Genomic DNA, 11,542 nt, shown 5'->3' on the forward strand with positions numbered 1-11,542 from the left:
GCTTAGTGGAAGACGATTTCTTCGTTTTCCACGGTGGCCTTGACGCTGGTCCCCGGCATAAAGCTGCCCGACAGGATCAGTTGGGCCAACGGGTTCTCGATCCAGCGCTGGATCGCACGTTTTAATGGCCGTGCGCCATACACCGGGTCGTAACCCACGGCGATCAACTTGTCCAAGGCCTCGCTGCTCAGCTCCAGCATCAGCTCGCGCTCTGCCAGACGGCTGCGCAGGCGGCCCAACTGGATCTCGGTAATGCCCGCGATCTGATCCCGCGCCAGAGGCTCGAAGATCACCACTTCATCGACCCGGTTGATAAATTCCGGGCGGAAGTGGCTGGTCAGCGCATCCATTACCGCAGCACGCTGACCTTCACGATCCCCGACCATTTCCTGGATCTGTACCGAGCCCAGGTTGGAGGTCATCACGATCACCGTATTACGGAAATCCACGGTACGCCCGTGGCTGTCCGTCAGCCGGCCATCTTCCAGCACTTGCAGCAACACGTTGAACACGTCCGGGTGAGCCTTCTCGACCTCATCCAGCAAGATCACCGAGTAAGGCTTACGCCGTACCGCTTCGGTCAGGTAGCCACCTTCCTCGTAGCCCACATAGCCTGGTGGCGCCCCGATCAAGCGAGCCACGGAATGTTTCTCCATGAACTCGGACATATCGATACGCACCATCGCCTCTTCTGTATCAAAGAGGAACTCGGCCAGGGCCTTGCACAACTCGGTCTTACCCACGCCGGTCGGGCCGAGGAACATGAACGAGCCACTCGGGCGGTTCGGGTCGGACAACCCGGCGCGCGAACGCCGTACCGCGTTGGACACCGCCACCACCGCCTCTTCCTGGCCGATGACGCGCTGGTGCAACAGGCTTTCCATACGCAACAGCTTGTCACGCTCGCCTTCCAGCATCTTCGACACCGGAATGCCGGTCCACTTGGACACAACCTCGGCAATTTCTTCCTCGGTCACCTTGCTGCGCAGCAACTGGTTTTCGCTGTGGCCATGCTGGTCGACCATTTGCAGGCTGCGCTCCAGATCCGGGATCACCCCGTACTGCAGCTCGGCCATGCGGTTCAGGTCGCCTTTACGGCGGGCAGCTTCCAGCTCCTGGCGCGACTGCTCGATCTTTTGCTGGATCTGTGCGGAACCCTGCACTTCGGCTTTTTCCGAGGTCCAGATTTCTTCCAGGTCCGAATACTCACGTTCCAGGCGGACGATTTCTTCCTGGAGTTTTTCCAGGCGTTTCTTCGCCGCGTCATCGTCCTCTTTCTTCAGCGCCTGGGATTCGACTTTCAGTTGAATCAGCCGGCGCTCCAGGCGGTCCAGCACTTCAGGCTTGGAATCGATTTCCATGCGAATACGGCTGGCCGCTTCGTCGATCAGGTCGATGGCCTTGTCCGGCAACTGACGGTCAGTGATGTAGCGATGGCTCAACTTGGCCGCCGCAATGATCGCGCCATCAGTGATTGCTACCCGGTGGTGGACCTCATAACGCTCTTTCAGGCCACGCAGGATCGCGATGGTGTCTTCTTCGCTCGGCTCTTCCACCAGGACTTTCTGGAAACGACGCTCAAGGGCCGCGTCCTTTTCAATGTACTGGCGGTACTCGTTGAGCGTGGTCGCACCGACACAATGCAACTCGCCCCGAGCCAGTGCTGGCTTGAGCATGTTGCCCGCATCCATCGAGCCTTCGCCTTTACCGGCGCCGACCATGGTGTGCAGTTCGTCGATAAACAGAATGATCTGCCCTTCCTGCTTCGACAGTTCGTTAAGCAGGGATTTGAGGCGCTCTTCGAACTCACCACGGAACTTGGCACCGGCGATCAACGCGCCCATGTCCAGGGACAGCAAGCGCTTGCCCTTGAGGCCGTCCGGCACCTCACCATTAATGATGCGCTGGGCCAGGCCTTCGGCGATGGCGGTTTTACCCACGCCAGGCTCGCCGATCAGCACCGGGTTGTTCTTGGTGCGACGCTGCAGGACCTGGATGGTGCGACGAATTTCATCGTCACGCCCGATCACCGGGTCCAGCTTGCCGTCTTCGGCGCGCTTGGTCAGGTCGACGGTGTATTTGTCCAGGGCCTGGCGCGACTCCTCGTGATTGGGGTCATTCACCGCCTCGCCGCCGCGCAGGTTGTTGATGGCATTTTCCAGGGCCTTTTTGCTCACGCCCTGGCCCAGCAACAACTTGCCGAGCTTGCTGTTGTCGTCCATGGCAGCGAGCAGCACCAGTTCGCTGGAGATGAACTGGTCGCCCTTCTGCTGAGCCAGGCGGTCCGCCTGATTGAGCAGGCGCGCCAAATCCTGGGACATATTCACGTCGCCCGTCGGATTCTGGATTTTCGGCAGCTGGTCGAGCTCTTTGCTCAATTCCTTGCGCAGGCTGTTGACGTCAAAGCCCACCTGCATCAGCAGGGGTTTGATCGAACCACCCTGCTGTTCGAGGAGCGCCTGCATCAAGTGCGCGGGCTCAATGGCCGGATGGTCGAGGCCAACTGCCAGGGATTGGGAATCCGATAACGCCAATTGTAATTTGCTGGTTAAACGATCAATACGCATTAGTCACCTTCCTTTTGAGCAGGCCGGAGCTATGTGCGAGCGAGCTTGCTCGCGATTAACGCATCCTGAATGAAGAAACCTGCCAGATACCCTTATAGATGGGGTGGATTCTGGAGGATTCAAGCCGGCAATGCATGATATGGATCAGCAGAGTCTAGCGTTCGAGCCAGATCAGGGAGGCAAATCGACCGGTGCGCGGGCTGCGCCGGTAAGAAAAGAAGCGTGGGTCGGTCACCGTACACAAACCGCCACCATAAACGGCGGTGATGCCGCGCGCAGCCAGGCGCAGACGCGCCAACTGATAGATGTCGGCCAGGAACTTGCCAGGATTATGGCTGGGAACGAAAGCCTGCGCGGTTTGCGGATGTTGCTGCACGAAGGCTTCACGCACTTCCGGGCCCACTTCAAAGGCCTTCGGGCCAATCGCCGGGCCTAACCAGACCAGTACGTCGGCAGGCGCAGTGTCCAGGCTTTCGGCGGCAGCTTCCAGCACTCCCGCGGCCAGTCCACGCCAACCGGCATGGGCAGCGGCAACCCGGGTCCCGGCTTTGTTGCAAAACAAGGTCGGCAGGCAATCGGCGGTCATCGCCGTGCAGGCGATGCCGGGCGTATCGGTCCAACTGCCATCTGCCTCGGCAATCTGCCCCGGATCGGCCTTGACCACGACGACACCATGGACCTGGCGCAGCCAGGCCGGCTGGATATCGAACGCGGCAGTGAGACGACGGCGATTCTCAAGTACAGCCCCAAGGCTGTCCTCGACATGATCGCCCAGATTCAGACTGTCGAACGGCGCCAGACTGACGCCGCCCGCACGGGTAGTGACACAGGCTTTCACCCCGGCCGGCGCAGGCCAGTCAGGAATCAGCCAGTCACTCATCCGACAAAGGCCTCGCGGTCTTGCTTGAGTAGCGACAGCAACCAGACAAAATCGTCGGGCAGTGGCGATTCCCAGCTCATCCGCTCACCGCTCGTCGGATGATCCAGCTCCAGGAAGCGTGCATGCAACGCCTGGCGCGGGAACGACTTCAACGATTCGACCATGGTCACACTGGCGGCCGGCGGAATACGGAAGCGACCACCGTAGGCCGGATCGCCGACCAACGGGAAGTTGATATGCGCCATGTGCACCCGGATCTGGTGGGTACGGCCGGTTTCCAGCTTGACCCGCACATGGGTGTGGGAACGGAAACGCTCCAGCACGCGGTAGTGGCTGACGGCCTGCTTGCCACCCTCCATCACCGCCATGCGCTGGCGCTGCTGGCCATGACGACCGATAGGCGCGTTGATCTTGCCACCCGCCACGACCACACCAATCACGATGCACTCATAGATGCGGCTGACGCTGCGGCTCTGCAATTGTGTGACCAACTGCGTCTGTGCCTGGATGGTCTTGGCCACCACCATCAGACCGGTGGTGTCCTTGTCCAGGCGGTGGACAATGCCGCAGCGCGGGACATTGATGATGTCCGGCACATGGTGCAACAAGGCATTGAGCAAGGTGCCATCAGCGTGCCCGGCCGCCGGGTGAACCACCAGGCCTGCGGGTTTGTTGATCACCAGGATGTCGTCGTCTTCATAGACGATATCCAGCTCGATGTCCTGGGCGATCCATTCTCCCTGGGCTTCCTGCTCGGCAGTCAGCTCAAGAACCGAACCGCCATGAACTATGTCTCGCGGGCGGATAACCGCTCCATCCACAGTCAGGCGGCCGTCTTTGATCCAGGCGGAAAGGCGCGAGCGCGAGTGCTCAGCGAATAGTTGTGCGGCGACTTGATCGAGGCGTTGGCCGCCCAATTCGGACGGCACCTCTGCGCGAAGTTCAATTTTATCGGACATGCTCAGACTAGGCGTGGCACAGCCTTTGGTTTCGGCTGCGCGCTTGTGGTTAAATACGGCGTCTTTTGCCCCGAGGCTTTCATCGGGGCGCTCATCATAACAGGACGGCCCCGCCCAAGACAGCGGCCGTCATAGGGACGCAAGCCGCCATGCAAGTGAAACACCTGCTGCTGATCGCCATCCTCGCCATGACTGCTGCTTGCTCGTCAACAAAGGACGTCGTCGACGAAAACCTCAGTGAAGTCGAGCTGTACCAGCAGGCTCAGGCCGACCTGGACAATAATAGCTACACAAGCGCCACGGCCAAGCTCAAGGCCTTGGAGTCGCGTTATCCGTTTGGCCGCTATGCCGACCAGGCCCAGCTCGAACTGATCTACGCGAACTACAAGAACGCCGAGCCGGAAGCTGCCAAGTCCGCTGCCGAGCGTTTTATCCGCCTGCACCCGCAACACCCGAACGTGGACTACGCCTACTACCTCAAGGGCCTGACCTCGTTTGACCAGGACGTTGGCCTGCTGGCGCGCTTCCTGCCGCTGGACATGACCAAGCGTGACCCTGGTGCTGCGCGCGACTCCTATAACGAGTTCGCCCAGCTGACCAGCCGCTTCCCCAACAGCCGCTACGCGCCGGACGCCAAGCAGCGCATGATCTACCTGCGCAACCTGCTGGCTTCCTACGAAATCCACGTAGCCCACTACTACCTGACGCGCCAGGCTTATGTCGCTGCCGCCAACCGTGGCCGCTATGTAGTGGAAAACTTCCAGGAAACCCCTTCGGTGGGTGATGGCCTGGCAGTAATGACCGAAGCCTACATGCGCCTGCATCTGGATACCCTGGCGGACACCAGCCTGCAGACCTTGAAACTCAACTACCCAGACCACCCAAGCCTGAAAGACGGCCAGTTTGTGCCGCAGGTTGCCGAAGCGGACAACCGCTCGTGGCTGAGCAAGTACACCCTGGGCCTGATCGAGTCCCGTCCGCCGTTGCCGCCGGGTGAAACCCGCGCCAACCAGGACATCCTCAAGCAGTATCAGGACGCCAAGGACTCCATCCCGTCCGAGCTCAAGCCCCATGACGAGAACGGCGACGTGATCGAGGAAGAAGCACCAGAGGCCCTGGGCAACAACCAGGATCGCTCGTGGTTCAGCTACATGACGTTCGGTGTCTTTGACTGAAAACCAGTCTGGCAGCGCAAGAAGGAGCCTCTCGGGGCTCCTTTTTTCATGGCGCGACTTTATTACCCTGTGCGCCGTTAACATCCTTGGCTAAACTGCCGCATTCCCTGTCGAGAAGCTGCCTGCCATGGTTCGTTTACTGTTCTGGATTGCCCTGATTGCTGCTGCGGTATGGTTCTGGCGCAAGTTCAAGCGCTCCGCTTCTACGCAGCAACAGCCCCGCGAACAAGGGGCCGCGCCCATGGTTCGCTGTGCCCACTGTGGCGTACATCTGCCTCAGGACCGGGCATTGAGCCAGCAGCAGGAGTGGTACTGCACCCAGGCGCACCTCGAGCAGGGACCAAAGTCTATCGAACGCTGAAAGCCTGGAACCGTAGGAGCTGGCTTGCCGGCTCCTACAAGGGCCCACGCTTATATCCGACCAACGGGCGCATAGGGAGCGGGGTCAATAACCGGCTCGTGCCCCAACAGCAAGTCAGCAAACAACTGGCAAGACGCAGGTGCCAATACCAGGCCGTTGCGGTAATGCCCGCAGTTGAGCCACAGCCCTTCAAACCCTGGCACCTTGCCAATATAAGGGATGCCCTCGGGCGAACCTGGCCGCAACCCGGCCCAATGCCCCACCACTGCGGCATCCGCCAGTGCCGGAATCAACTCCACCGCCGAGGCTTTCAGGCTTTCCAGGGCCGGTTCGGTCGGCGTCTTGTCGAAGCCTTCATGTTCCAGCGTACTGCCAACCAGGATGTGCCCATCCCGGCGTGGAATCGCATAGCGCCCTTTCGCCAGGACCATGCTCGACAGAAAGTCCGAGGCGCACTTGTACAGAATCATCTGCCCCTTGACCGGCTCCACGGGCAACGTCAGCCCCAGGCTGTCCAGCAATTCACCACTCCAGGCCCCGGCCGCGAGCACGACCTGATCGCCACGCACTTCACCCTGAGCCGTATTGACCCCGACGATGCTGCCGCCCTCCTGGATAAAGCCCTGTACCGCGCAATGCTCATGCAAGGTCACCCCGGGCAACGCCAATAACGCAGCCTTCAGGGATTTGACCAGGCGCGGATTACGCACGTTGGCCACGTCGGCCATATAAATGGCCTGTGAAAACCCTGCCCCCAGCACAGGAACCGCATCACGGGCGGCCGACACATCCACCTTGCTCAATGGCCGACCTTCCCGTGCAGCCCAGGCCAGGGCATCGGCCTCGTCGTCGAGGTCCAGCCAATAAAGGCCGGTGGTATGAACCTCGGGATCCACACCGGTGGCGGCAAACAGGCGCTGGGCCAATTGCGGATAGAAATCCTGGGACCAATGGGCCAGCGCCGTGACGGCCGGGCTGTAGCGCCACGGGTATAACGGCGAAACAATCCCGCCACCGGCCCAGGAAGACTCTTGCCCGACCGATGAACGGTCCAGCACGACCACTGCCTGCCCCTGCGTTGCCAGGTTGAACGCCGTCAACAGCCCGATAACACCACCACCCACCACTACGACTTGCTGTTGCTTAGTCATTGTTCGATCCAGCCCATGAAAAGAAAGGAGTACCCCTGGCACCCCGTCGCCCACCAGCCTCATCGCCCCCAGCACTCCTGACGAGTGGTGCCGGGCACCGCGCCGGGATTAGCCCGCGCGCCAGTGCTGGTCAAGCTGAACTCACCACAAGTATCACCCAGCATCGCGCCGGCAAGAGGCGTCGCGGTCAGGGTGAAGTCCTGCGGATTCAGTATCACCGTGATTCTATAGCGATCATTACCGGTACTGACGCCGCTGGCATCAATAAAAGTGCCATTTCTCACGTAATAGCGTTCCAGCTGCTGGGCTTGCTCCGTGAGCAGCCCGACGATTTCTGTGCGGTAGGCCTTTTTCACATGGGCGCTGTACCCCGGATAAACCACCGCAGCCAATGTGGCAATGATCGCTAGTGCAATCAGTAACTCTATCAAGGTGAATCCTTTGCAGTTGCCGCTCATCGTGATGCTCACCTATTGAAGTTGTCGCCATAGAACTCTTCGAAATCCCCCACCGGCATCCGGGTCGACGCGCGCAAAGACGCTCTCCAGAACCGTGCGCGACTGACCGCTGAACCCCACAGCCGTGACCCGATATAAAGTTGCGGGGGTATTGGGCGGCAAATGTGCCATTCCGATACCGGGCCCTAGGTTTTGAATACCGTATACGCCCCCCTTCAAGCCGACCCAGGCGATGACCGAGACCGGATCGACACCCGGCTGGCTGATGGCATACGCCTCTTTTGGCGGTGCGCAGGTGACTTGCGACTGACAGGCCGGCAAACCGAACCCATGCGCCTGCACAGCCGACTCACCGCGCCTGAGCCCGTCTTCGGCCGCTTGAAACGATAAGGTGCGGTGCCTGATGCTGCCGGCGAGTTGCTCCTGCGACGTTGCGCCCTGCATCGATGACAGCCCGAGAACCGTCAACAGCAGCAGCAATACCAGGCTGATCAAGAGCACCATGCCGCGCTGCCTGGAGGCCGATATCCGGAGCCCACTATTCAAGGCGATTACGCACGGCTGCGACGGCGCTGTAGATCTGGTCGCGCGCGCGACGTGCCGGATCGCGGAGCGTCAACGCCACACGCACACTGCGGATCAGCGATTCTTCGCTGGGGTGGCTGTCATACCGGGTCACGACACTGGACCCGGGCCGGCTGGCCATCCCGAAACTCATTTCGAACGCCCCCACGTTATCCACCAGCACCGCCTTGGCCGGGGTTGTCGGAGTGCTGATCTTCAGTTGCCCTGACTCAAAGGTGTAGGTCAGCTTGCGCACGGGAAAAGCGATCTGCCCGGTCCCTGGCTTGGGGGGTACCCCCGAATAGGCCTGAGCACTGTCAATACAATTGCTGAGCACCGTCCAGTCAGGACGACTGCCCTGGTCGCCGACATCGCCCGTGACCAGCGTCAGGCTGGTTGAGGCACCATTGACCAGCACACTGACCGGCCTGGAAAAGTCAGCAGGCGCCTGAGCAATCAAAGGCAGGGACAGGCAACCGAACATCCCCGCCAGGCGAATCTCCTGGAGCATCTTGCCCAGGACAAACCGCCCATCATCCTGCAATAGCGCCGAGGCGTGCTGGCTGGCCGCAGTGCTTCGGGCAGCCAGTGTTACCTGGACGGCCGCCAGGACTACAAGTAACCCCAGAAGCGTCGCCAGCAATGCCTCGACCAGGCCAAAGCCCGCACTGGAGCGCCTCATAGCACAGGCCTCGGATCAACCGCGACACGACTGGTCAGGGTGAATGTTTCACGGGTGTTGTCAGCATTGGCTGCACGCGAATCATCCCAACTGATGCTGATAGTCACCTCGCGCTGGCTGATCGCAATCGAACCTTTGGCGGAATCGCCAGCCAAGTGGCGGATATTGGCCTCGAAGTCGTGCAAGTCCAGGTCGCGGACACTCGCGGCTAAGGTGTTGGCTGCCCAGCTATCGCCACTTTCCCAGGAGTAGTCAGCACCCGCGTTGGCGCGGATCCGGTCGAGCATGTCATAGGCGATGAAACTCGCCTGGCTGATCATTCTGGAGCTGTCGGTGTACTTGAGTGCATTCAGCTGGATCAACCCGGCCCCCAGCAGACCGACGCCGAGAATCAGCAGCGAGACCAGTACTTCGATCAGGCTCATGCCAACCTCCCGAGCGGCGGGGACGGGAGTACAACACGTTATCGGGCAGGCTCGCATAGCCATCGTCATCCTTGTCGAGGGTCATAAAAACGGCCGAAATGGCCGTGGGTTGTCCAAGACTAGCGCCGCCCTGGCAGCCGCGCCGCCCCTCGGAATATAGGGAAATACTTTGGACAGGAAGGCCATCACTGCGCAGTCGTGGACCGCCGCTATAACTATTCCTGTCACAAGCAAATGAACTGTCCACGGAGGGACGATGTATGAAACAACGGGGTTTCACATTGATCGAATTGCTGCTCGGTTTGATCGTCAGCGGCATCCTGGCGCAATTGGCAGTGCCCGGATTCAAGAGCCTGATGGACTCACAAACGCGACTGAGCGCGGCACAGGCACTGGCCTCCGGCCTGCGCTACGCCCGCACCCAAGCCATTGCTCGCAATCGGACGGTCGTCATCCATGCGCTGGATGACGACTGGAGCAAAGGCTGGAGGGTGGTGGTGGACATGAATGGGCGCGGCCACCTGGACGACGACAACCCGGTACTGCTGGAGCGCCAGGACAATGGGCGGACTCCCATCGTAGGCAATACACCGGTGCGCACGCAGATTCGTTTCAGCGGGCTGGGCGAACCCCTGCTGTCTGCGGGAGGGTTTCGTGCCGGCACCGTGTATGTGTGCTCAGCGGAGCAGCCGCTGAGCCTGCATCAGGTAGTGCTGGCACCCAGCGGCCGGATCAGCTTGCGCAGCGACAAGGCCGAGCAGGCATTGTGCCGCGGGTACACCAGCGAGACAGGGCTCAGAGCAGCGAACGAACCCGCAGCTCCTTGGGCATGGAAAAAGTGATGTGTTCTTCACGCCCTGCCAGCTCATCGGCGCCTGTCGCGCCCCACGCCTGCAACTGCTGGATGACGCCACGCACCAAGACTTCCGGCGCCGAGGCGCCGGCCGTGATACCGATACGCTCGACACCGTCGAACCAACTGCGCTGCAGGTCTTCGGCGCCATCGATCAGGTATGCCGGAGTAGCCATGCGTTCGGCAAGCTCACGCAGACGATTGGAGTTGGAGCTGTTGGGACTACCCACCACCAGTACTACGTCGCACTCGTCGGCCAGTTGTTTGACGGCATCCTGGCGGTTTTGTGTGGCGTAGCAGATATCGTCCTTGCGTGGCCCACCAATGGCGGGGAAACGAGTACGCAGGGCATCAATGACGCGGCTGGTGTCATCCATCGACAACGTGGTCTGGGTCACGAAGGCCAACTTTTCAGGGTTATGCACTTGCAGCTCGGCGACGTCTTTTTCGTCTTCCACGAGGTAGATCGCGCCGCCATTGCTGGCGTTGTACTGCCCCATGGTGCCTTCGACCTCCGGGTGGCCGGCGTGGCCGATCAGGATGCACTCACGGCCGTCACGGCTGTAGCGTGCCACTTCGATATGCACCTTGGTAACCAGCGGGCACGTCGCGTCGAAGACTTTCAGGCCGCGGCCTGCCGCTTCGGTGCGCACGGCCTGGGAAACGCCGTGGGCGCTGAAAATGACGATAACGTCATCCGGCACCTGTTCCAGCTCCTCGACAAAAATCGCGCCGCGAGCCCGCAGGTCTTCGACCACGAACTTGTTGTGGACAACTTCATGGCGCACGTAGATCGGTGGCCCGAAGACTTCCAGGGCGCGATTGACGATTTCGATCGCCCGGTCCACGCCGGCGCAGAAGCCACGGGGGTTGGCGAGTTTGATTTGCATGCTGTGCCTCGTGTCTTGCCATGTAGGAGCGAGCTTGGTCACGAAAATTTCACAGGCACCGCGATCATTCAGGATGCCAGGATTTTCGTTGAAGACCTTCGCGAGCTAGCTCGCTCCTACAATAGGCCGGAATCGTCAGTTAGAGCGCTTTAACGTCGATGATTTCAACATCAAAGGTCAAGGTCTTACCGGCCAACGGGTGGTTGAAGTCGATAGTCACCTGAGTGTCATCAAAGGTTTTGACCACACCGGGCAGTTCAGTATTCGCCGCATCGTTGAAGATCACCAGCAAGCCTTCCGACAGCTCCATATCCTGGAACTGCGAACGCGGGATGATCTGTACGTTTTGCGGGTTGGGCTGGCCAAAGGCGTTTTCCGGCGGGATCTGCAAGTTGCGCTTGTCGCCTGCCTTGAAGCCGAAAAGTGCCGCTTCGAAGCCCGGCAGCAGGTTGCCGTCGCCGACCTTGAAGGTCGCCGGGGCCTTGTCGAACGTGCTGTCGACCGTGTCGCCATTCTCCAGGCGCAATGCAAAATGCAAGGTGACTTCCGTGTTCTGGCCAATGCGTTGTTCGGCCAA

The 11,542-nt window shown here is 60.4% G+C and carries 13 protein-coding genes; 3 read left to right on the forward strand and 10 right to left on the reverse strand.

Annotated features, from left to right (window positions below):
- Positions 1-2: 2 nt before the first annotated feature.
- The 3 genes from clpB to rluD all read right to left on the reverse strand — a co-directional run bounded on the left by clpB (position 3) and on the right by rluD (position 4,406).
- The gene (gene clpB / locus BHC62_RS02615; RefSeq protein WP_070994135.1) at positions 3-2,567 is read right to left on the reverse strand and encodes an ATP-dependent chaperone ClpB; all 2,565 of its coding nucleotides are present in this window, start codon (positions 2,565-2,567) and stop codon (positions 3-5) included.
- A gap of 154 nt (positions 2,568-2,721) precedes the next feature.
- Positions 2,722-3,447 (reverse strand): peptidoglycan editing factor PgeF, encoded by a 726-nt coding sequence (gene pgeF / locus BHC62_RS02620; RefSeq protein ID WP_070994136.1) that lies wholly within the window; start codon positions 3,445-3,447, stop codon positions 2,722-2,724.
- Entirely contained in the window at positions 3,444-4,406 is a 963-nt protein-coding gene (gene rluD, locus BHC62_RS02625) for a 23S rRNA pseudouridine(1911/1915/1917) synthase RluD (protein ID WP_029292014.1), read from the reverse strand. Before rluD ends, pgeF begins: the two co-directional genes overlap by 4 nt.
- Before the next feature lie 149 nt (positions 4,407-4,555).
- Here rluD and BHC62_RS02630 point away from each other — a divergent pair, with 149 nt between their 5' ends.
- The gene (locus BHC62_RS02630) at positions 4,556-5,581 is read left to right on the forward strand and encodes an outer membrane protein assembly factor BamD (protein WP_029292017.1); all 1,026 of its coding nucleotides are present in this window, start codon (positions 4,556-4,558) and stop codon (positions 5,579-5,581) included.
- Positions 5,582-5,708: 127 nt separating this feature from the next.
- On the forward strand, positions 5,709-5,942 hold the full coding sequence (locus tag BHC62_RS02635; protein ID WP_029292019.1) for a PP0621 family protein: 234 nt from the start codon (positions 5,709-5,711) through the stop codon (positions 5,940-5,942).
- Positions 5,943-5,992: 50 nt separating this feature from the next.
- Here the strand turns inward: BHC62_RS02635 and thiO are convergent, their stop codons facing one another.
- The 5 genes from thiO to pilV are packed head-to-tail and all read right to left on the reverse strand — an operon-like array spanning position 5,993 to position 9,279.
- Positions 5,993-7,093 (reverse strand): glycine oxidase ThiO, encoded by a 1,101-nt coding sequence (thiO, locus tag BHC62_RS02640; protein ID WP_070994137.1) that lies wholly within the window; start codon positions 7,091-7,093, stop codon positions 5,993-5,995.
- 59 nt (positions 7,094-7,152) lie between these two features.
- Positions 7,153-7,551, reverse strand: coding sequence for a type IV pilin protein (locus tag BHC62_RS02645; RefSeq protein WP_070994138.1), 399 nt, complete (start codon positions 7,549-7,551; stop codon positions 7,153-7,155).
- A 12-nt stretch (positions 7,552-7,563) separates the two neighbouring features.
- On the reverse strand, positions 7,564-8,055 hold the full coding sequence (locus BHC62_RS02650) for a PilX N-terminal domain-containing pilus assembly protein (RefSeq protein ID WP_070994139.1): 492 nt from the start codon (positions 8,053-8,055) through the stop codon (positions 7,564-7,566).
- A 34-nt stretch (positions 8,056-8,089) separates the two neighbouring features.
- Positions 8,090-8,797, reverse strand: coding sequence for a PilW family protein (locus BHC62_RS02655; RefSeq protein ID WP_070994140.1), 708 nt, complete (start codon positions 8,795-8,797; stop codon positions 8,090-8,092).
- A complete protein-coding gene (pilV, locus tag BHC62_RS02660) occupies positions 8,794-9,279 on the reverse strand; it encodes a type IV pilus modification protein PilV (protein WP_070994141.1) in 486 nt (161 codons plus the stop codon). The genes BHC62_RS02655 and pilV overlap by 4 nt, the downstream gene beginning before the upstream one ends.
- Positions 9,280-9,482: 203 nt before the next feature.
- Between pilV and BHC62_RS02665 the strand changes: the two genes are divergently transcribed.
- Entirely contained in the window at positions 9,483-10,064 is a 582-nt protein-coding gene (locus tag BHC62_RS02665) for a GspH/FimT family pseudopilin (protein ID WP_070994142.1), read from the forward strand.
- On the opposite strand, the gene ispH is transcribed toward BHC62_RS02665, so the two are convergent.
- On the reverse strand, positions 10,018-10,965 hold the full coding sequence (gene ispH / locus BHC62_RS02670; protein ID WP_070994143.1) for a 4-hydroxy-3-methylbut-2-enyl diphosphate reductase: 948 nt from the start codon (positions 10,963-10,965) through the stop codon (positions 10,018-10,020). The two genes, BHC62_RS02665 and ispH, sit on opposite strands and share 47 nt — an antisense overlap.
- A 139-nt stretch (positions 10,966-11,104) precedes the next feature.
- Positions 11,105-11,542, reverse strand: coding sequence for an FKBP-type peptidyl-prolyl cis-trans isomerase (gene fkpB / locus BHC62_RS02675; RefSeq protein ID WP_169851210.1), 438 nt, complete (start codon positions 11,540-11,542; stop codon positions 11,105-11,107).

It is taken from the genome of Pseudomonas sp. 06C 126, assembly GCF_001855215.1.
GTDB classification, from domain to species: Bacteria; Pseudomonadota; Gammaproteobacteria; order Pseudomonadales; family Pseudomonadaceae; genus Aquipseudomonas; species Aquipseudomonas proteolytica.

Bases quoted from the DNA above. Each gene is read 5' to 3' on its own strand.
- clpB (WP_070994135.1), bottom strand. From the start codon at position 2,567: ATGCGTATTGATCGTTTAACCAGCAAATTACAATTGGCGTTATCGGAT.
- pgeF (WP_070994136.1), bottom strand. From the start codon at position 3,447: ATGAGTGACTGGCTGATTCCTGACTGGCCTGCGCCGGCCGGGGTGAAA.
- rluD (WP_029292014.1), bottom strand. From the start codon at position 4,406: ATGTCCGATAAAATTGAACTTCGCGCAGAGGTGCCGTCCGAATTGGGC.
- BHC62_RS02630 (WP_029292017.1), top strand. From the start codon at position 4,556: ATGCAAGTGAAACACCTGCTGCTGATCGCCATCCTCGCCATGACTGCT.
- BHC62_RS02635 (WP_029292019.1), top strand. From the start codon at position 5,709: ATGGTTCGTTTACTGTTCTGGATTGCCCTGATTGCTGCTGCGGTATGG.
- thiO (WP_070994137.1), bottom strand. From the start codon at position 7,093: ATGACTAAGCAACAGCAAGTCGTAGTGGTGGGTGGTGGTGTTATCGGG.
- BHC62_RS02645 (WP_070994138.1), bottom strand. From the start codon at position 7,551: ATGAGCGGCAACTGCAAAGGATTCACCTTGATAGAGTTACTGATTGCA.
- BHC62_RS02650 (WP_070994139.1), bottom strand. From the start codon at position 8,055: ATGGTGCTCTTGATCAGCCTGGTATTGCTGCTGCTGTTGACGGTTCTC.
- BHC62_RS02655 (WP_070994140.1), bottom strand. From the start codon at position 8,797: ATGAGGCGCTCCAGTGCGGGCTTTGGCCTGGTCGAGGCATTGCTGGCG.
- pilV (WP_070994141.1), bottom strand. From the start codon at position 9,279: ATGCGAGCCTGCCCGATAACGTGTTGTACTCCCGTCCCCGCCGCTCGG.
- BHC62_RS02665 (WP_070994142.1), top strand. From the start codon at position 9,483: ATGAAACAACGGGGTTTCACATTGATCGAATTGCTGCTCGGTTTGATC.
- ispH (WP_070994143.1), bottom strand. From the start codon at position 10,965: ATGCAAATCAAACTCGCCAACCCCCGTGGCTTCTGCGCCGGCGTGGAC.